The organism is Bacillus sp. 103mf, from assembly GCF_900116295.1.
GTDB lineage: Bacteria > Bacillota > Bacilli > Bacillales > Bacillaceae_G > Bacillus_A > Bacillus_A bruguierae.
In genome coordinates this window covers 149,912-170,461 of record NZ_FPAF01000004.1, presented here as the reverse complement: position 1 = coordinate 170,461, position 20,550 = coordinate 149,912, and the positions used below count along the sequence as shown (strand labels likewise).

At 34.7% G+C, this 20,550-nt stretch carries 24 protein-coding genes; 5 read left to right on the top strand and 19 right to left on the bottom strand.

The window, feature by feature from the left end; all coding sequences use genetic code 11:
* Positions 1-127 precede the first annotated feature (127 nt).
* Positions 128-463, top strand: a complete 336-nt coding sequence (locus BM350_RS12845; RefSeq protein ID WP_090914700.1) for a YqzG/YhdC family protein — start codon at positions 128-130, stop codon at positions 461-463.
* Between the two features lie 205 nt (positions 464-668).
* Here BM350_RS12845 and BM350_RS12840 read toward each other — a convergent pair whose 3' ends face one another.
* The 5 genes from BM350_RS12840 to kynU form a co-directional block, all read right to left on the bottom strand.
* Entirely contained in the window at positions 669-1,577 is a 909-nt protein-coding gene (locus tag BM350_RS12840) for a serine hydrolase domain-containing protein (protein WP_090914702.1), read from the bottom strand.
* 121 nt (positions 1,578-1,698) lie between these two features.
* Complete coding sequence (locus BM350_RS12835) at positions 1,699-2,523, bottom strand: NPP1 family protein (RefSeq protein ID WP_090914704.1); 825 nt, start codon at positions 2,521-2,523, stop codon at positions 1,699-1,701.
* 123 nt (positions 2,524-2,646) lie between these two features.
* On the bottom strand, positions 2,647-3,486 hold the full coding sequence (gene kynA, locus BM350_RS12830; RefSeq protein ID WP_090914706.1) for a tryptophan 2,3-dioxygenase: 840 nt from the start codon (positions 3,484-3,486) through the stop codon (positions 2,647-2,649).
* Positions 3,487-3,522: 36 nt separating this feature from the next.
* Positions 3,523-4,152, bottom strand: a complete 630-nt coding sequence (gene kynB / locus BM350_RS12825; RefSeq protein WP_090914708.1) for an arylformamidase — start codon at positions 4,150-4,152, stop codon at positions 3,523-3,525.
* A 2-nt stretch (positions 4,153-4,154) separates the two neighbouring features.
* Complete coding sequence (kynU, locus tag BM350_RS12820) at positions 4,155-5,441, bottom strand: kynureninase (protein ID WP_090914709.1); 1,287 nt, start codon at positions 5,439-5,441, stop codon at positions 4,155-4,157.
* Between the two features lie 161 nt (positions 5,442-5,602).
* Here kynU and BM350_RS12815 point away from each other — a divergent pair, with 161 nt between their 5' ends.
* The gene (locus tag BM350_RS12815) at positions 5,603-6,214 is read left to right on the top strand and encodes a TetR/AcrR family transcriptional regulator (protein WP_090914711.1); all 612 of its coding nucleotides are present in this window, start codon (positions 5,603-5,605) and stop codon (positions 6,212-6,214) included.
* 267 nt (positions 6,215-6,481) lie between these two features.
* A complete protein-coding gene (locus BM350_RS12810; protein ID WP_090914713.1) occupies positions 6,482-7,321 on the top strand; it encodes an oxidoreductase in 840 nt (279 codons plus the stop codon).
* Between the two features lie 326 nt (positions 7,322-7,647).
* Here BM350_RS12810 and BM350_RS12805 read toward each other — a convergent pair whose 3' ends face one another.
* Together BM350_RS12805 and BM350_RS12800 are read right to left on the bottom strand one after the other, a co-directional pair.
* Positions 7,648-8,247 carry an HD domain-containing protein gene (locus tag BM350_RS12805; RefSeq protein WP_170857701.1) on the bottom strand — a complete coding sequence of 200 codons (600 nt, stop codon included), beginning with the start codon at positions 8,245-8,247 and terminating at the stop codon, positions 7,648-7,650.
* A gap of 30 nt (positions 8,248-8,277) precedes the next feature.
* Positions 8,278-9,084: an HAD family hydrolase gene (locus BM350_RS12800; protein ID WP_090914716.1), complete on the bottom strand. Its 807-nt coding sequence runs from the start codon at positions 9,082-9,084 to the stop codon at positions 8,278-8,280.
* Between the two features lie 222 nt (positions 9,085-9,306).
* Here BM350_RS12800 and BM350_RS12795 point away from each other — a divergent pair, with 222 nt between their 5' ends.
* On the top strand, positions 9,307-10,032 hold the full coding sequence (locus BM350_RS12795) for an MBL fold metallo-hydrolase (protein WP_090914719.1): 726 nt from the start codon (positions 9,307-9,309) through the stop codon (positions 10,030-10,032).
* Between the two features lie 158 nt (positions 10,033-10,190).
* Here the strand turns inward: BM350_RS12795 and BM350_RS12790 are convergent, their stop codons facing one another.
* From BM350_RS12790 to BM350_RS12780, 3 genes are all read right to left on the bottom strand, one after another.
* Positions 10,191-10,823 (bottom strand): LysE family translocator, encoded by a 633-nt coding sequence (locus tag BM350_RS12790; RefSeq protein WP_090914721.1) that lies wholly within the window; start codon positions 10,821-10,823, stop codon positions 10,191-10,193.
* A 250-nt stretch (positions 10,824-11,073) separates the two neighbouring features.
* Positions 11,074-11,238, bottom strand: a complete 165-nt coding sequence (locus tag BM350_RS12785; RefSeq protein WP_090914723.1) for a DUF2197 domain-containing protein — start codon at positions 11,236-11,238, stop codon at positions 11,074-11,076.
* Positions 11,239-11,263: 25 nt separating this feature from the next.
* Positions 11,264-11,893, bottom strand: coding sequence for a TetR/AcrR family transcriptional regulator (locus BM350_RS12780; protein WP_090914725.1), 630 nt, complete (start codon positions 11,891-11,893; stop codon positions 11,264-11,266).
* A 528-nt stretch (positions 11,894-12,421) separates the two neighbouring features.
* Here BM350_RS12780 and BM350_RS12775 point away from each other — a divergent pair.
* Positions 12,422-12,913 (top strand): DinB family protein, encoded by a 492-nt coding sequence (locus tag BM350_RS12775; protein ID WP_090914727.1) that lies wholly within the window; start codon positions 12,422-12,424, stop codon positions 12,911-12,913.
* Between the two features lie 110 nt (positions 12,914-13,023).
* Here BM350_RS12775 and BM350_RS12770 read toward each other — a convergent pair whose 3' ends face one another.
* The 9 genes from BM350_RS12770 to clpP form a co-directional block, all read right to left on the bottom strand.
* Complete coding sequence (locus BM350_RS12770) at positions 13,024-13,545, bottom strand: DinB family protein (RefSeq protein WP_090914729.1); 522 nt, start codon at positions 13,543-13,545, stop codon at positions 13,024-13,026.
* 90 nt (positions 13,546-13,635) lie between these two features.
* The gene (locus BM350_RS27535) at positions 13,636-14,043 is read right to left on the bottom strand and encodes a CBO0543 family protein (protein ID WP_090914731.1); all 408 of its coding nucleotides are present in this window, start codon (positions 14,041-14,043) and stop codon (positions 13,636-13,638) included.
* The gene (locus BM350_RS12760; protein WP_090914733.1) at positions 14,009-15,199 is read right to left on the bottom strand and encodes a DUF2515 domain-containing protein; all 1,191 of its coding nucleotides are present in this window, start codon (positions 15,197-15,199) and stop codon (positions 14,009-14,011) included. The genes BM350_RS27535 and BM350_RS12760 overlap by 35 nt, the downstream gene beginning before the upstream one ends.
* A gap of 1,242 nt (positions 15,200-16,441) precedes the next feature.
* Entirely contained in the window at positions 16,442-17,008 is a 567-nt protein-coding gene (locus tag BM350_RS12740; RefSeq protein WP_090914739.1) for a GNAT family N-acetyltransferase, read from the bottom strand.
* Between the two features lie 30 nt (positions 17,009-17,038).
* Complete coding sequence (locus BM350_RS12735; RefSeq protein ID WP_090914741.1) at positions 17,039-17,878, bottom strand: PP2C family serine/threonine-protein phosphatase; 840 nt, start codon at positions 17,876-17,878, stop codon at positions 17,039-17,041.
* Positions 17,856-18,326: an HIT family protein gene (locus BM350_RS12730; protein ID WP_090914743.1), complete on the bottom strand. Its 471-nt coding sequence runs from the start codon at positions 18,324-18,326 to the stop codon at positions 17,856-17,858. Before BM350_RS12730 ends, BM350_RS12735 begins: the two co-directional genes overlap by 23 nt.
* A 53-nt stretch (positions 18,327-18,379) precedes the next feature.
* Entirely contained in the window at positions 18,380-18,727 is a 348-nt protein-coding gene (locus tag BM350_RS12725; RefSeq protein WP_090914744.1) for an NIPSNAP family protein, read from the bottom strand.
* Between the two features lie 35 nt (positions 18,728-18,762).
* The gene (locus BM350_RS12720) at positions 18,763-19,815 is read right to left on the bottom strand and encodes a P1 family peptidase (RefSeq protein WP_090914746.1); all 1,053 of its coding nucleotides are present in this window, start codon (positions 19,813-19,815) and stop codon (positions 18,763-18,765) included.
* 151 nt (positions 19,816-19,966) lie between these two features.
* Entirely contained in the window at positions 19,967-20,542 is a 576-nt protein-coding gene (gene clpP / locus BM350_RS12715; RefSeq protein ID WP_090914748.1) for an ATP-dependent Clp endopeptidase proteolytic subunit ClpP, read from the bottom strand.
* Positions 20,543-20,550: the final 8 nt, after the last annotated feature.

Sequence of the window (20,550 nt, the reverse complement as noted above, 5' to 3'; positions counted from 1 at the left end):
TTGACGATGATTTCAAGGTTATTTTTTGTAAATAATGCGATTTTATGTAATGAAGACCAAAAAAAGCACATTCATATGAATATGCCTAAATGTAAATACTATAAAAAATGCTATAAAGGAGCTTAATATGACTCGTTTATATACTCGTTTATTTATATGCATCGGCCTTGTTGCAATTGTTTTATTTATTTATAAACCTTTTCCTGCTGTTCATGCGCAGCCTCCATATGCGAAATGGGGAAAGATTGCGGTGCAAAAGACGAAAGAAAAATACCCGCAAGCTGATATTATCGATTATCTTCATATTGGAAGAAGACCAAAAACAGTAAATATATCAGTTGAAAAATTTAAATTGTGGTTGCGGGAGAAAAACGGAAAAGAATTTGGAGTATTTGTTGATGTAGAATTTGACGCAAAAACAGAAAAATTTATTAGCATTTCTTTCAAAGAAACTCCAAGATAAGAAAAGCGACATGCCATGCCAAAAGAAGAAGCTATTTTCATGGTAAATATTATATAAGGTGAACTCTATTCCATTAAAGGAGTTTATATTCTGGTAGTACGTAAGTATGGAAATCATGGCTTTAAAATCGTATGTAAGCATCGCAACAAATTCAGTGAGCGGTTTTGTTGCATTACAATATGTTTGGACAAACAAAGTCTGTTTTTTAGTACATTTCTTGTAAATATTTCACAAACAGTTTGAGTGGTACTAAACCTCGTTTAGGCATTTGACTGCTAATGACTGCGGTGAGTTCTAATTGAGGTACAATTAAAATATACTGTCCGCCGTATCCCATCGCAAAATATGTATGATATGGCACGTTGCATGTCTCTCTATCTAGGATCCACCAGTGATATCCGTATGCTCCAACACGTTCATACGTTGTAAATCTCTTTTGATGCGATTGTTCAATCCAGTTTGAAGACACGAGTTGCTGTCCGTTCCAATAGCCGTTTTGTAGACATAATTGACCGATTTTCAGCATATCTTTTGGTTTCATTTTCATACCAAAACCGCCAACAAAAATTCCTTGTGGATCTTGTTGCCATTGATAGCTCGTAATGTGTAACGGTTCAAATAAATATTTATCAACAAACGCTGCTGTTGTCATTCCTGTCGCAAGTTGCAAAATGTAACTTAATATATGTGAAGAACCAGAATTATAGTTCATTTTTGTACCCGGTTGCTTGGTGATCGGTTTATTAAGAATATAGTCAATCCAGTTTTGTGACTCTACGAAATCATTTGGGAAAATAACACCGTCACCAAACTCTTTCCAGTCTTCTCCCGTTGTCATCGTTAATAAATGATACATCGTTAGTAGCTGTTTTTCTTTTGGCATATTTGAAATCCACTCTACAATAGGTGTATGAATACTATGGATATACCCTTTTTCAAGTGCAATGCCAATTAGAATAGAGATAATACTTTTCGTTATCGAATTAATTTTATATACGTTTTGTGCACATTTCTCTGTTTTATAATATTCTGTAACGATTTCTCCTTTTTGATAGACGAGGAAAGCATTTACTTTTTTCTTTTTAAATGTATGTTCCAATTCTGATAAGTTCAATATACATTCCTCCATTACTACTTAGCACTAATTTGACTTATTATAACGAATTTTGAAATGAGAAACAAAAAAGAGTAGATTTTTTCTACTCTTTTTATATGTATTCATATGAGCGTTATGTTTAAGGGAACGGCGGATTATCCCATTCTTCGCGTTTCCAAGGTGCTTGGCGAGAGTCGCTATGTTCGTTTGAATAGAGAAGATAAGCTGGATCACCGTAATAAAACGTATCAGGAGCAGCTACATATTTTGTTACACCATCAATTGGATCATTGCTATAGAGAATCCATGGTTGATTCGTTTGATCCCCTTCATCAAGACGTCCATTATTTTTTGTAATATCTCCATTATAACGAATTTGGACTCCATCTTCTTTATCCCATTTCATCGCATGAGCTCCTCCATCAACACCAATTAAGGGATGCCCATCATCTTTTGAAACTTCTGCCCATGGCTTTATTTTATAACCATTGTGACTCGATATAAGCAAATGTGTTGGAACGCCATTTTTCAAGTAAACAAAATACTTTTCCCAATCGTGTTCATGGTTGTTAATCCAATCATTATCGGCATAATAAAGCCAATACTCATATATTTCATATTCTCCTTTTTTAGCGATATGAAAATAGACAGCTGGTTGTTGATTATTTGGACCACGATTTGTTAACCCTGTTGATCCTATTCCTGTTACGGCATTTCCAATTTTGAAACGAATTTCATTTTCTTTATTATGTTCAATATCGTTATCATAAGACTGGAAACGAAAAGCGTGAGGGAAATTTTTTTCCCCTGTATCCATCCAATCTGTTCCATCAAATTGAAGTGTTGCTAAATAAGCCGATGGATTGGGAGCTGCTTCAACATTTGATGAAAGGATTCCAAAAGATACCCCTATTGCAGAAAATGTTATGAATGTCTTTTTAAAGAAATTTTGCTTACTAAACATAATTTTTTCACCTACTTTATTTCGTATAACAATACTATAATACATAATTTCAATTTAAAAATATGCAAATAAGCATAAAAGCTTTTTTCATAAAGAAAACTTTTATGCTTATTGTTTAATCGTTTATAGTTTTGTCCGAATAGCCCAAAGTTCTGGGAAAAATGATTGATCAAGTACACGTTTTAAATACGAAACGCCTGAAGATCCGCCAGTGCCCATCTTATTCCCAATAATACGTTCTACCGTTTTCATATGACGGAATCGCCACTGCTGCAGCCAATCTTCAATATCGATTAGCTTCTCAGCTAATTGATATAAATCCCAGTATTTCTTCACATCTGAGTACACTTCTAACCATGCTGCTTCTACTGTTGCATCCGCCTCATATGGTTGTGTAATATCCCTTTGAAGAACGCTTTTGTTAATTGGAAAGCCTTCTTTTGCAAGTGATTGAATCGCAACGTCATATAGGCTCGGTGTATGAAGTGCCTTATGTAGACGAGCGTGCAACTCTGCATCTTTTTCATAGATTTTAAGAACATGTGGTGTTTTATAACCGAGTGCAAATTCAATCATGCGATATTGATAAGATTGAAATCCAGATGCTTGACCAAGTGAATCACGGAATTCAATATATTCAGACGGTGTGAGCGTAGCAAGAATATCCCACGACTGAATAATTTGCGATTGAATTTTTGAAACACGTGCAAGCATTTTAAAAGCAGGAGCAAGATTATCATTTTTAATGGATTCAATAGCTGCTTCTAATTCATGCAAAATTAATTTCATCCAAAGTTCACTTGCTTGGTGAATCACAATGAATAACATTTCATCATGATGATTAGACAGCCGCTTTTGACTCGATAGTAAACTATCGAGTTGTAAATATTCCCCGTATGTCATGTTATTACGAAAATCTGTATGAATCCCCTTCTCCATAATCACTTTTTCATTTTCATTCATGCGTGTACATCCTCTCTATGCAGTATATACTTATTTTTATAATGGTTTTAGTACGGCACGCACTGGACTACCGTCTGCATCTGTTAGCGAAAGCGGCAGGGCAATAAGTTCGTAGTCTCCGTCTGGTACATTTTCTAACACAACATTCTCTAAAATATGAATACCGCGTTTAAATAACTCATGATGTGCTGCTAGTTCTTTATCATCAAGTGGGTCCACAGACGGAACATCAACACCAATTAAACATATTCCCTTTTCATAAAGAAAAGGTGCAAGATCCGCACGTAAATATGGAATCGTTTCAGGAAATACATGTGGATTTATTTTTGATGAGGTCCGCAATAATAATCTACTAACCCCCTCTAAATCATGGGCTTTAAGTTCTTTTGCTCCGATGCTTTCGTGACCTGTTACATCTATAATTCGAGCAGGGCCAATGTAGACGTTAATGTCTAAATCACTTACTCTTTTACCGTCGCTATCGAAGTGAAACGGAGCATCAATATGTGTGCCGGTGTGAATACTCATCGAAACTTTACCAACATTAACAGAGCCGCTTTGCTCTTTTGTCCATAAAACTTCATAGGAAAAAGGTGTATCACCAGGCCAAGTGGCAATATCATTGTTTAGAGGTTGAGAAATATCAATCCACTTGTTTTCTTTCATCTTTACGCCACAACCTCTCGTTTATTTTCAAATTGTTTATACTCCTCTTCCACCATAATTTTCTTTAAAATTCGGACAGCATTCCACACTTCTTCATACGTATTGTATAAAGCAACAGGAGCTAAACGAATTCCATTTGGTGCGCGGAAATCAGGAATAACTCCATTTGCCTTTAATGCTTTGCAAATACGTGCTGCTTCTTTATGTTCTAAATAAATATGTCCGCCTCGTTTTTCATCTTCTAATGGATTACCAAGTGTAAAGTCCATATCTTTTAATTCATAATTTATGAGGTTTATCATATAACGTGTAATATGCAAAGACTTTTGTCGTAGTCGATCAATGCCCGCTTCTTTAAATATCTCTAAAGAACCAATCAGTGGTGCAACGCTTAATACGTGCGGTGTTCCAATCTGATAGGCGCCGGCATGTTCAGCTGGTGTAAGTTCGTGCTCCATATCAAACTGTTTATCTTTTCGAGAGCCAAACCAACCTGCTAATCCTGGTAGACGATTGAAATGCTTTTTATTTACGTACAAGCCGCCAACACCGCCTGGACCAGCATTTAAATATTTATAATTACACCAAACTGCAAAATCGACGTCCCATTCTTCGAAATGGTGCGGAATGGAACCGATTGAATGGCAAAGATCAAAGCCAATATGGATCCCGCGTTTATGTGCTTCTTCCGTAAGAAGTTTCATATTTAAAATTTGTCCGCTTCGATATAACACGGCTGGAAGTACTATGAGTGCAATATCTTCCGTCATCGCTGCAATGATATCTTCTTCATTTAACGTTCTTCCATCCCTGCTTTTCACTTGAACGAGATGCTGTGCAGGGTCCAATCCTTTTAAACGAATTTGGCTTTGCAAAGCATAAATATCAGATGGAAATGTTAATTCATCAGCAAGGATTTTTGTTTTTCCTTCTTTCGGTTCGTAGAACGTAGCAACAACTTGATGTAAATTTGCCGTCGTAGAACCAGTTACAATTACTTCTTCGGGCGTGGCGCCAATAAGAGGAGCACTTAATTCTCCTAATTGTTCAGATAAGAAATACCAAGGATACTGTCCTTCTGTCCAGCCATCAATGCCAGATTGTTTCCATGAATCTAGCAATGTTAATAAAGACTTCTCAGCTCGTTTTGATAAAAGTCCAAGCGAATTTCCATCTAAATAAATGATTCCGTCTTTTTTATAGAATTCATGTTGAAACGATGCAAGCTCATCATAACGATTACATTGACAAGCATACTCATAAGATGGTTCAAATGGTTTTGCGTACATTCTGTCACCTTCCTTTGAATTTTCCCTTAATTCTAATTAGTTAAAATATATCATCAAAACTGACATAACGTCAATGACATAATGTCAGTTGACAGTATATTACTATTTCCCCTACAATAAAGTTAATTTTTCTGATATTTCAGCATAAAGGTGTGGTACATATGACTAAAGATACTTTTTCGGCAAGACAACGCCGTTCGCTAGAAACAAAAAAGAAATTATTATCAGCTGGTCGTGAAGTATTTATAGAACAAGGATTTCAAAAAACAACAATTTCCCAAATTATAAAAAAAGCAGAAACAGGATATGGAACAGCTTACGTATACTTTAAAAATAAGGATGATTTGCTCATTGTTTTAATGGACGATGTGATGAACCAGTTTTATACAATTGCAGAACGTGTCTTTCATCCGGTAACAAAGCAAGCAGCTCACAGTATGATTCAAAAGCAAGTTCATGCATTTTTACAAATGGCAGAAACAGAAAGACAACTATTACAAGTTGTTGAAGAAGCAATCGGTACTTCTAAAGAAGTTCGAAACAAATGGGATGCTATTCGAGAACGATTTATTGAACGAATTGTTCAAGATATTACATATTCACAAAGAAGCGGTTTAGCACGTAAAGATTTAAATTGTTTTTTAGCAGCAAGAAGTTGGTTCTTTGCGAATGAAATGTTTTTATGGGAAATTGTACGAAATGAACGAGACTTTTCTCTCGAAGACATTGTACATACATTAACGGAAATGTATATGGGCGGTCTTTATTCTTAAAATGTACCGTATAAAACAGGCCTTTTAAAGTGTATATTCTATACCGTACACTTTCATTTCTCGTATTTCTAGGTTATCTATTGGAAATAGCATTTCCCTTTTATTTCCCTGGTAAGCGCATATTCTGACAGATAAAAGGGAATTTCCCTATAAATCTACTTTTTTATATAAGAATATAAATACGTCTATGAAATAATCTATTGAATCCCCCTTCCTTCTTTCGATATGATGAAATCAAACTGAAATTCAATAGAAAGTGAGAAACAAATGACAGAAAAAATTGCGATTATCACAGGTTCATCAAGCGGATTTGGGCTTCTTACATCATTAGAGTTTGCTAAAAAAGGCTATCTTGTCATCGCTACGATGCGGAATGTTAAAAAACAAACAAAATTGCTTGAACAGGCAGCGACGTTACATATAGAGAGTAATATAAAAATTCAACAACTTGATGTCACTTCCCGAAAGTCTATTGAGAATTTTACATCTTTTATAAACACTCTTGAACGAATAGATATACTTGTGAATAATGCTGGCTATGCAAGCGGTGGGTTTGTCGAGGAAATTCCACTTGAAGAGTATCAGAAACAATTTGAGACAAACGTATTCGGGGCCATCTCCGTAACACAAGCTATTCTTCCAATAATGAGAAAACAAAAACATGGAAAAATCATTAATGTTAGTAGCATCAGCGGAAAAATTGGATTCCCCGGCCTCTCCCCTTACGTTGCATCTAAATATGCCCTTGAAGGCTGGAGTGAGTCCCTTCGTCTAGAAGTTAAACCATTCGGAATCGATGTTTCATTAATTGAGCCAGGATCATATAACACAAACATATGGGAAATCGGACAAAAACTTGCGGAAACCTCTTCCGAATCTCATTCATCTTATAAAGATTACATGAAAAAAATTGAACAACATATTCAAAACGGGAATGAGAGTTTTGGAGACCCGCAAGATGTTGCCGAGAAAATAGTAAGTATTGCACAATCACAGCATCCAACTTTACGTTATCCAATTGGAAAAGGTGTAAAATTAATGATGCTCATAAAGAACATACTACCGTGGAAATGGTGGGAATTTCTTGTTTTAAGGCGTTTTAAATAGTGTGAAAAAATAAGAGAACTGACTCGAAAATGGACTACTGTCAGCTCCTACTGGTACCTTTGGAATGTCGAACGTTGTCGAAGTGTCTTTATCTTCTGTCGAATCGCCGATATATCGAAAAAGTCGCTGATATATTGAGAAAAATGGTCGATATATTTGAAAAATCGCCGATATATCAGTGAACATATAAGAAGGATTTGATTCAAAAGACAGCTAGATTTCTTTTGAATCAAATCCTCTTAATTTTTGTTTTACATAGAACAAAATTTTTAAAAGTGCTCTATAATATTAAATAAGCATTACACCAATAGTTTTATTCAAAAGACTCAATCCTCTTTTTTTGTATAAAACATTTTTTTACTCTCAGCAACTTTCCAAAGATAACCAAACAAATCTTCAAATGTCTTATTTTGTTTTGTCCAATTCTCATTAAATTTAATGATTTTATTAGAGGTTACCTTATTTTCCTTCCATACCTCCCCGTTTGTATGTACGTTTTGTGTAAATGCCTGCATTTTATCTATCGCTTGAACAAACTGTGCTTCCTGCGTTTCGTTTGCTTCGTATTCATTCCAAAGTTCGTGAAATTCAACTTTTAGATCATTTGGCAACTCATTTAACAACTTTTGGATCGCTTCCGTTTCTCGTTCTTTCTTATTTATTCGAGCAAAAGAATCATGCGCATAAGTGTCACCAGCATATATTTCACCAAGATCGTGTATTAATATTAATTTTAAAATTCGTTCAAAATTAATCTCCTCTTCTATTTCTTTATGTAATAAAAGAGCAAACATACACATATGCCATGTATGTTCTGCATCATTTTCATGACGATTAGTATGAGAAACTTTTGTTTTTCTTTCAATCGATTTGAACTGATCTATTATCCGTAAAAACTCTATTATTTGTTCAATTCTCTTTTCCACACTTGCTAATTCCCTTCTTCCAATACATTTTTAACCCTTACTAACAGTACAAATTAACTTCTCTAACACTTCCGCTACACCATCTTCATCATTGGATCTCGTAACGACATATGCCACTTCTTTTAATTCTTGTATTGCATTTTCCATAGCGACCGGAAAACCGCACGCATGAAAAAGATCTAAATCGTTCCAATCATCACCAAATGCCATTATATTGTTCATAGGTATTTGACTTTGAATGCAAAGATCCATTACGGCTTGTTTCTTAGAAACACCTTTGGCCATAATTTGAATTAAAGTTCCCGAATCGGTACATACAGTGTTTACCTTATGTTCAAATTGCTTTTGTAATTTCTCGTAATACGGATATTGTGTGATTAATAATTTTGAAGCCTTAATTTCTTTCAATTCATCTAACGAAACTACAATTGGATTTACAATTGCATTCATAGCTTTACTATAATCTAGCGTCTTGTTGCTATACCATGTATCTTCAGATTCGATAGAAAGACAAGCATCTGAATGATGAGTAATTACATATTCAAAAATTTCATCTGTAATAGCTGATTCAACTGGATAATGTTGTCTGTACTCTGATGTATTATCGATGATTAAGGCGCCGTTATAATACACAATCGCTGCCATGTCTTGAAGTTCCTGAGGAAGAAAGGCTTTTACTGAACGCGGGGGTCTTGCAGTCGCAAAAATAACAGTTATTCCTTTTCTATAACATGCGAGGATAGCTTGTAAGTTTCTTTTCGACACTTCTTTTTGTGAGTTTAATAACGTACCATCTAAGTCTAAAACAATCCCTTTAACGTTTGATATAAGATCCATGTGAACATCTCCTTGTATGAAAATATCTTTTTCATATTCTATATATGGTTTGGAAATCCTCTTTATTTAAACTTAATCATAACACAATCAAAAACTTGACAAAAGTTTTTGATTGTGTTATGATTAAAATTTATACATTGATTAATGTCACGAGGCGTGATAAATTAACCTATGTAGTAGTTAACTACTATACAAACACACCTACTAAGGAGGGCTTAATCAATGAAGATTTCAAATGGAGTTGCTGCACTTGAATTAAACATACAAGGTTTCACCTTACATCCAACGCTTATCTGGGATGATGAAGAAGCTGTTTTGATTGATTCTGGTATGCCTGGTCAATTGGAACAAATACGTACTGCGATGAATGATCTAGGGGTTCCTATTGAAAAATTAAAGGCAGTCATTGTATCACATCAAGATATTGACCATATCGGAAGCCTTCCAGAACTACTACAAGCAGCCACTAATCAAATCAATGTGTATGCACACGAGCTTGATAAACCATATATCGAGGGGAAATTCCCACTTATAAAAACAGATCCTGAACGTATGAACAAAGAAGCATGGGCATCGCTTCCGAAAGAAATGCAATTGTTATATACGAACCCTCCTAAATGTAATGTAAATCAGATTTTAGAAAACGGACAAGAACTTCCGTATTGCGGAGGTATTCAAGTGATTCATACACCCGGACATACTCCGGGACATGTTAGCCTGTATGTAAAGAAAAGCAAAACCCTTGTTGCCGGTGATGCGATGATATGTGTAGATGGTTCTTTACAAGGACCTGTTCAGAGAACAACGTTAGACATGAATACAGCCCTTGCTTCTTTAGAGAAATATTTAGATTTTGATATTGAATCAGTCATTTGTTATCACGGAGGCGTATATAAGGATAATGCGAAAGAACAAATTCAAAATCTTGTAGAGCGAGTTAAGTTATAAAATCCAATACTTAGGTATAAAATGTATGATTATTATACTTAAGAAGTAGTAAAATAAATGTTTTAGTTACAATATCTTCAAAGAAAAAGCCTCTTTAAAGTTCAACTAAAGAGGCTTTTTCTTTCTCCTACAAGGGGGCATTTCTTTAAAGTTCAGGTTTATTGAGGAGCTTTTGCTTGAAGCAACTTCAACCCCATACCGATAAAAATTATTCCTGTTATTTTATTTAGCACCATTCCCACTTTTTCATTTCCTCTTAGTTTTTTTGTAACATGGGAAGAAAAATAAGCAATAAATAGACACCAAAATAATCCAGTAATTGTAAATGTAAGTCCTAAAATGATAAAGGATACAGGACTAGAAACCTTTGTATCTATGAATTGCGGGAGAAATGCAATGAAAAATAAAGCAACTTTTGGATTCGTAATACTTGTTAAAAGTCCTTGTACATATATTTTTCTAAGGTTCAGTTTGTTAGGTGCACTAGCTTGAAAATTGACATTTGTTTTATCAATCATCATTCTAATTCCTAAATAGACTAAATAGATCACACCAATAATTTTAATCGTATTAAATAGAATAATAGATTTTGTAAGTATGATTGATAAGCCGAAAGCAACTAATAATGTATGAACGAGGGAACCAGTAATAATACCAAAAACAGAATAAACACCAGCTTTTCTACCTTGTGAAATACTTCTCCCTACTATATACATTGTGTCTGCACCAGGTATTAAATTTAAAAGAATTCCCGTGACTAAAAACACCTCATAATTTATGATTCCATACATTTTGACACCTCTTTTTTATTTTTGCGGCGCCCTTATTCATAATATAAAAAATTGTATGAAAACAACAAGTTTTTACATTTCATTTTATTTCTTCCGTATCGAATTAATGATTGAACATCTGTTTCATCCATTTTCTCCAGAGCTAAAATCATATCTTTATATGAGCGTTCTGACTCAATTTTTCTTATAAGGGTCAATCTGTTTTCTTAAGTTGATGGCAATCTATGGTGAGAACTGGTAAATATTACCACTATCTAAAAAAATGTTTTATTGCTTCAAGTTGTATTTTATGACTACATTCGTCACAGCAATATTTCCCTTTCGGATTTTTTTTGAATTGCTTATATTTTTTAGTTCCTTCATATACCCGAAATACATTTTTACAACAAAAACAAATAACCTCATAAAATATCATGTACTTCCCCCTTTAGGGTGATACGTTACTTTTGAGTTGCCCGCTCAAAGATCGTGATAAGTTCTTTAGTGTAATCTTTAACATTAAGATCCGGGTTTCTCATTAGCTCCAGGCTAAACCCGTCGATAGCATGCCTGATTGTTAACGCCATTACCCTTAAGGACATTGCGAAAAACTCTCGAAATACTCCTTCTTGCATACCTAAACGTAGAATATTTTCAATGGGAAGAAAAATAGTATCATCATGTTTCGCTGCAAACCGAAGTTTCCCTTCATCTGTTCTTTCATTCGAAACAATTTCTATAACAGCGAATACATGCTTTCGATTTTCATCTATAAATTTCAGATTGGATTCAATATACGTTTGAAGCATTCCTTTTGGGGACGTTTGAGCTTCGATTTGCGGCCAAATAAAGGACTGGCAAGCTATATAGTAATCAGTTACAACTTGCTCGAGAAGTTCTTCTTTGTTTGTAAAGTAATAAGAAATAACCCCCTTACTTATTTTTGCGCGTTTAGCAATTTGTCCCAAAGAAGCTTGTGCATAACCAACTTCAGTGATTGTCTCAATCACACATTCCACAATTTGAGCTCTACGGGCTTTTCCGATAAATGACATTTCTTTTTGCTCGTTTGTTTTATTTTTTATACTCATGGTTATATTTTAGCACAACCGTTCAAAAAATACAATAAATACCATTTGGATTTTTAGATATGGCAGACTACATCAATAACCCTGTTATTAGTGGTAGAAGGAGTAACGGTTAAATAAAAAAGATGAAATCCCTTCGCCACTTAGATAAATTATTTCAGTTCATCTTTTTTATAAACGGGACGACTTTCTTACAAACGGTGCATCTTTGTTTCAAACCGGCAATTTAAGCATTTAAGTATTCAAAAAGATCTCCATAATAAAGACACCATCAAACATATAAAAGATAACTTTACGATAACTAAAATGGTTTTAGACAGTTGTTCTTTCTCAGTTAACACAACTTATGATAAACTGACATTATCAGAATTTTCAAAATAACAAAACGTTCATTGTTCCGTTAAAGGGTCAGTTTAATTGAACAAGGAATTGGCATGACACCTTAATTAGTGAGCTATCTACAACACGACGCATATGAATTTTGACCAAAGGGATTATCTAGTAAAGGGATTAAATTGGAGGGAATAGAAAATGGATGTAAAGACACTTTTGTTACAACAATGGGCAAGCTGCTTAGATGAAGAAGACTGGTTTCCACCACTTGAAAAAGTGCTAGAGGAGATTACTTTTGAACAGGCAATTCGGAAGCCAGTTGAGGGGAAAATGAATTCCATTTGGGAATTAGTTTGTCATTTACTTTTCTATAAAAAGAGACTTCTGATGCGATTTCTTGGTGAAACAGCGAATGAACCCCAGGCAGAAGATAATGAATCTACATTTCGATTACCAACTGAGACGTTTCAAAATTGGAAGAAAACAAAACAAGAATACTTTTATGTTCATCGTGAACTTGAAAAAATACTAGCAAAATCAGAACATGAAGATTTGTATAGACACATCCCTGGAGAAAGATCATTAGTGCTTGAACTGAAGAGTTTAGCATTGCACGACGCATATCATATTGGGCAAATTGTATTCCTAAGTAAAATGCAAGGAGCTTGGGCAGGGAAACGCAGCTTTTAAAAAGCTTTACAGTTCCATTACAGGGGGCTTTAATGGAATAAGAAGGGAACGTCCAAATCGGACGTTCCCGTATTTTATACCTGAAAAACAACAATACTACTTAACAAAGCCTATTTTTGATGAATAGCATCTTCTGAATACCAATAAAAAGCATAATCAGTCATAACGGAAGAAGCATCCAACTGATGCAACATAGCTGAAATATTCCCCCTATGATAGGTTCCATGATTCACAACGTGTAAGACCATTTCAGATAGACTTGTTTCTCTTACTCTTGCATATGGATTATCCAGCATAATTCTCTTTTCTATATCTTCCTGTCTGTTCAAAAAGGAAATAAAACGAGTTGTTAAAGTGTGAAATTCTGTTTCTAAATCTTCGATGGATAGTTTCTCAATCTTTTCTTGAAGTTGAAGTGATAATTGCATCGCCTCATTCATACTATGACCTTCAAGGATATTAAGCCATAGATATTCTGACAAATAGATATGAGACAAAACCTTTGAGATAGAGGAAAAGACACTTTTTATTTCTTCTTGATATTTCTCAGGAGAAAGTGTCTTAAGATGATTAAAAATCCGTTGATTTGCCCATACATGATAGTTATATAGACTTTCTACATGATTAGCTATACAATCGCCCCCTTATCGTCCCTCTCCTTAATATTCCTTATCTAAATAACTTATTCCTTTTCGCCTTTGTATAATCCGTTAAATTAAATCTTATTGAAACCAACGATAGAACTTCCATATAAAAAGCAGGAAAATCATGTATCCAAAAATGGAATAAAAATGATGCCATGATTCGTTATGAGTGAACCATCCTAGCTGTTCCGCAAATCGTTCAGAAATACTCATACAAAGTCCAATCAAAATGATAAATATGATTTTTGAAAATGTAGGTAACATTTTCATAATCCACACAAAAAGAGCAGTGGAAATAGGTAATATGAATAACGTAAATGCGATATTAATTGTAAATATATGCGGGAATGGCCTCATGGGAAAGGCGTACATTTGTTTACTGACAAACAATAAGTCTAAATATGTTCCGATTAAACAAGAAAGAAGGATCGTGGCTACAATAGCTTTATAGTTATTCTTCCTCTGCTTCTTCTCGGAGCAAGACATTTTTTTTGACCAAGATGGCAAGCTCAATTTTTTCAAGCGTTTTGCAGTATTCGTTATAAATCTTTCCATCTGTACTTTCTCCCTTATCGATTAAATAATCCATAATGCGCCAATCTTCAAACCAGTCTTGACTTTCCGCTTCTTCATGATTACGGTCTTTCCATGCGTATATTAATCGCGGGCTATATAAGCGATTCGCACCTTTTCTTAATTTACAGTTTTTTATACGGCGTTCATAAAATGCACGGGAAAATGATTCGTTTACATCATAAAACAAATGCGGCCAGTAGTCTTTTCTTGAACCAGTATGTGGATGATCATGAGTCCAGTTTATTACCCTTTGTAAGATGTTCTCGCGGCGAAATAATAGTGAGTATAATCGTTTTCCGAGTAGAATTCGTTCATGGAGGGAAGTAAAATGTTTCATCGTCTCACCGAATAGCAATGTTTTTTGTTTAGTCTCATCTTTATAGAATGGAAGAAGAATATGATTAAAGCGAAAAAAATCGTAAAGTTTGAATGCAATACTATTCAGTACAGTTTTTTTAAAATATTCATTTTGAATAACCCTTTTTTCTAAATAGCTTTGTTCATTAATAACGGTGGCAATGGCTAATGTATAGCGGTCACCTGTGCTCCAAAAATAGTTCCATATCGTTTCCATAAACGTTGATACATGAAAAAAAGGTAGAAGATAGAACAAATTTTTTGATCTTTTTACACTTTGTTCGTACAACAAAAATTGCGGATATACATCCTGGAAGATTAACCAGTTCCCTCGTTCTAAAAAAGAAAAGAAGGTGAATTGATCTTTTTCTGACAATAGTCTAGTATATAACTCCCCTCTTAAATCGGTCATATTCCAACCACCATTACGCGATACCATATGCCCAAGTAATGCCCATTGTATTTCTGGGTATCGGCGGTAAAAACGATAATAAGCATGTGTTCGCGTCACATTATTTTTGTTGTGCCCACTTGTTTGTTCTTTAATTTTATGAATTAGCATTGTTTCTTGTTCTGTTAACTTCCATGTTTTAACGGGAAGTTGTTTTTGTTCGCATTTTTTCTTTAGTTCATTTTTTACATCTAAAAGAGAATGCGGAATTGTTTTGGAAAAGTCGTTCCATTTCTTTTTCCGATCGTTTTGGTGCATTCTTCTTCCTCCCGTTAACACGAATGTTCTTGTATCATTTTATTACGAACACTGAGAATAAATGATGACTGTTTCTTATTATTATCGTTATTAAGTTAATAGGTAACTACTCAGCCATACATTTCATTTAGAAGTTTGGTAAAGAGTATAATTCCAGCGAAAATACGCTTACCTATAATTGCTGCCATGAAGATAAAAATGGACCTACGCCTTGCTATCTTTCTTTGTTTTCAAACTTTGCGCGTGGCAGGAAAAGACACTGACCGCTACTATACATGGCCAGTCCCTCTTGACCACTTAAAAAAATGCTTTTCTATCGGTTTTCATAGAGTGACTGAGTAGTTACGTTAATGGAATAGAATATAATTTTTACCCTGAGGATAAGATTATTTTTAGGTTTGCTGTTTGTTTCATGTAGCTTTGAAATAAAGTTTGATAAAAAACACCCTCTTCGGTAGTATATCTGTAAGAGGGTGTTTTTTACTTTTCTGCATTTTCTTAGGTGTCATATTTCATAAATCCAAAGTTAGGTATGAGAAGAATATGTAAAAGAAAATCCGGATGTGAAGGAAGTGGCGAAAGAAAATTTATTTATTTAAGTGATGCGATTATCAGGAGACAACATATAGTTGCAGAGGTTTATTTAGCAAATGGAAAAAGATTTAACATCATAAAGGTTGAAAGAGAGAATCTTTAGATATGAAAAAGGGACGGGATTAGGTTTATCTATTACGAAAACTCTAATGCTAAAAATGGGTGGGTCTCTTCAAGCAGAATTAAAAGAAGGGCGACTTCATATGATATGTAGGTGGAAAATTAAAGATTAAACGGTAATTTATAATACGGGATCATTACACTTAACTACTAGTGGTGGGTAATTTTATATTGTTGTTATTTAATGTGGAAAAAGATCTTCATTAACGAAGATCTTTTTCTTGTTTTGCCGAGGTATTATAAATTTGGCGTAACTACTCAGCCATACATTTCATTTAGAAGTTTGGTAAGGAATATGATTCCAGCGAAAATACGCTTCTTATTACCTATAGAAAGTTATTTTCATTTTTCATCATATAGATTGCTACTATGAAGATAAAAATGGCACTGCACCTTGCTATCTTTCTTTGTTTTCAAACTTTGCGCGTGGCAGGAAAAGGCCCTGACCGCTTCTACGCATGGCCAGATGCTCTCGACCATCTAAAAAGAAAAGGGGTTTATATCAGGTTTTTAATTTGGATTTATATATCATATATAATCTTCTTGCAGAACACTATATATTTCTAAATCAACAATTCCCTTCCCAGACCATAAAGTAGCTTGTCTTAATAATCCTTCCTTTATAAATCCGTTCTTTAAAAGTACCTTTTTTGATATGTCATTTGCTGGCATAACTTCAGCTTGAATTCTATTTATATGGACATCCTCGAATAAAAACTTTACAACTGTATGAACGGCTTCAGATGCAATTCCTTTCCCCCAGTATTCTTCAGCTAAAAAGTATCCGATTGTGACCATATTTACCTTTCGATTAAAATCCATCGCTTCAATAATCCCAACTAATGTATCGCTTTTATTCTTTTGGAAAATCCCCCACTTAATTCTACTCTGTTTGTTATAGTCTCTCTCAAAGTGTTGAATCATCTTACTTACCGTCTTCATATTATGTTTCGGGATAATTCCGCAGTATTCAAATACTTTATCGTTACTATAGATTGCATATACGTCCTGTAAATGAACATCTTCAATCTTCTTTAATACTAAATTCGTAGATTCCAAAATCGGAAATTCTTCAAAAACTATTTCTAAATCCATGTTACTCCCCTTCTTTATAAGAATTAAGCTTTACTTTTGAAATATTTGATCGCTTGGATAAGTAGATGGCAAAGAATTCATATAATCCCAGCTAATAATAGTCGCACTATCCCTTCCATGCTGGTGATGTACATGCTGTAATGCTTTTTCAATACACTCGGTTAGCTGGATATTCTCTTTATTTGCATAGAGATCAGTATATAAATTAAATGGTTTTTCGTAATATTGTTCCCCGCATTCTAATAGACCATCTGTTACCATTACAATACGGTTATGTCCTGTTCGCAACTCTCGAACTCCAGATGAATAACAAGGAACTGGTAACGAAAATGTATTGATAAAGCCAACCCATTCATAGAAGTTTCGTTGATTCAGAGTGTACTGACCTAATTTATGTAATTCATCATGCAAAAGATATACTAAACAATCCCCAACGGATAACCACCAGAGATAATTTGCTTTTCGTACACAAATTAAACAAGCCGTCTCTCCTTTTATACGCTGACAAGATTGTTGAAATGATTCAGATTGAAAAACAGATAATATATGTCTTTCCACAGATTTAAATACTGTTTCTATCGGTTCGTCTAACAAGACTTTTAGATTAGGAAACTCATTTTGCATCGTTTGTACTAATAATGCTGTACTTTCCGCGCTATAATGAGCATCTAAAATCATAGCGAGTTCCCAGTCGTTATGTGCCCATACTAATGCTCCGTCTTCGTTCTTTTTAGCACCAGCGGTTTTGTTTCCGCCATATCTCCCGATGATTACATTGCTGCATTGATCAATTTTTATTTGATCGATACACATCTCTTTATTCCCTACCCATGAAAACTGCTGAGGTTTATCCATTATATTCATATTCATTCACCAAATACATTTTAATCCTTTCACATAATTGTTCGATTTCTTTTTCTCTTCCTAGAGGCGCCCCTGGCCAAGTTGCAACTTTTGTTGGAGACCAAAATTCTTTCGGAGTGTTCGGATATCGCGGAATAAGATGCATATGCATATGCGGTACACCATTTCCAGATACAAATGCATAAATATGTTCTGCACCTTCGCATTCTTTTAAGGCACGACTCACTCTGCTAACAATGAGCCCAAATGCCTGCGCTTCTTTTTCGCTTAATTCGGCTAATCCCGGTGTATGTCTTTTCGTATCGATCATTAAATAGCCTAAATATGTTTCCTCTTCCTCCCAATAAACATGTCCAACATAGACAAAGTCATCTTCGTAAATGACACCGCCTGGTACGGATATATTTCCTTCATGTTTCTGACAAATAAAGCAGTTTTGATCATGAGAAAACATACATGCCCCTCCAATTCTTAAAATCGAAAAACGTATACATCCTTGTTTATATGTCACTCATCGTCCATTACAGTTGATTCTAAAGCCTCGTTTCTCATTTCCAGTATAAATTCATTCAACACATGCTCTCTTCCACCGTTTTTTTCGTACCAGTCATGAATTCGTTTCAGATGAGCCTGATCGATTTTAACTTTGGATTCAATTGCTACATAATCCTCGTAACTGTCATATTCCCATATAGCAAAAATTTCAACGGTATCATTTCCATTATCCTTCATCCATCGACCTACTAGCCGTGAACCATATTTCAGTTGATTCGGTAAATTGGTTTCATTAAAATGCCTGTTAAAAATCTCGACAAACTCGCTTTTTACAATATAAAACTTTCGTCTATAAAACATAAAGTCCCCCTTGTCGGTGATAATACATTGCCAATTTAAGATTTTAAGATTTCTACCAATCGCTCTAACGGCAGTTCATGTACTTTTCTCCCTTTTTGTCCTGTTATAGTTTCTGCCATACACATAGAATTAACAATTGCTTCTTGAACAGATTCAATCGCTGCTTCAAAAATAAAATCTAACTGTTCTGATGGAAACATATTGATAGGATAAGGTGTTTCATTATCGTAAGAATAGCAATTCCCAGTTGAAAAAGTCAGGAAGAAGTCTCCGCTCCCTTCTTCTCCAATACCACCTAATTTAGCCATTGCTAGCGATGCTCTTTTTGATATTCTTTCACATTGTGAAGGTAATAACGGCGCATCCGTTGCTACTGTAACGAGAAGAGATCCAGCATTTTCCGGGGTACTCCATGGTAATGGTACTTCCGTTTCATTTAAGATACTGCCAACAGGTTTATGATTCATAATAAAATCTTCTCTTCTACCAAAATTGGTTTGTACAAGGGCCCCAACTGTATAAGTCCCTGATTCACATTCAATAATGCGAGAAGAAGTACCGATACCGCCTTTAAATTCAAAACAAATCATTCCTGTACCGCCGCCGACATTTCCTTCTTCGATTACACCAGATTTGGCATGGAAGATCGCTTCTTCTAAATCTTCATATGTCATGGATGTTTTTTCTAAATCACTTAACCATCCATCCCACGTCTCTGCTACTATTCCATTTGAGAAAGGTTCTAAATTTTCGATTCTTCTTGTAGCACGTGAAAGAAAATGATGTGCTAATCCAAGTAAATGACTACCAGTAAAAACAATCGGTGTTACTAAAGTACCTGTTTCATCAATCCAATGACTTCCTGTGAATTCACCCGTTCCATTAAAAGAAAAAAAGCCTGCTGGAAAATGCGATCCAGCTAGATTTCCGTTGTTAGGTAGAATAACGGTAAGTCCGGAACAAACATCCTTATCTAAAATCGTTTTGTGACCGACGATTACACCCTCTACATCTGTAATCGCATTACATGTTCCTGGTTTTAATTTTCCGATATTAATATCTAAATCTCTTAGTCTTTTTCTTTGCATTGTAGACCCCTTAAATAATATGTATTTTATATATTAATACGAAGAAATATATAATATTTTCATCTTATTCCATAAATTGAGAAAATTCAATTGTTTTTCATTCTAAAAAAGAGGTTATTGAACAATATGGTTCAATAACCTCTCTTCAGCTTTAACCGATAATCCCATCTACAATGCCATATGCTTTCGCCTCTTCTGCGCTCATAAAATAATCCCGTTCTGTATCGTTTGCTACTTTCTCAACTGGCTGTCCTGTTTTATCGGCAATAATTTGATTGATATGTTCTTTTAATTTCAAAATCCGTCTTGCAGAAATTTCAATTTCAGTTGCTTGCCCTTGCGTTCCGCCGAGTGGCTGGTGAATCATAATTTCGCTATTTGGCAAAGCGAAGCGTTTCCCTTCTGCTCCCGATAATAACAATAACGCTCCGAACGAAGCTGCTAAACCAATGCAAATGGTTTGCACATCCGGCTTAATATAATTTATCGTATCTAAAATGGCAAAACCCGCAGAAGTTGAACCACCAGGACTGTTAATATAAATAGATATATCCTTCTCTGCATCTTCTGCCGTTAGGAATAATAATTGTGCCACAACACTACTAGCAACTTGATCATTAATCTCTTGACCAATCATAATAATTCTATCCTTTAGTAACCTAGAATAAATATCATACGAACGTTCTCCAAGTTTCGTTTGTTCTATCACATAAGGAATCGCATTCATGAAAAATC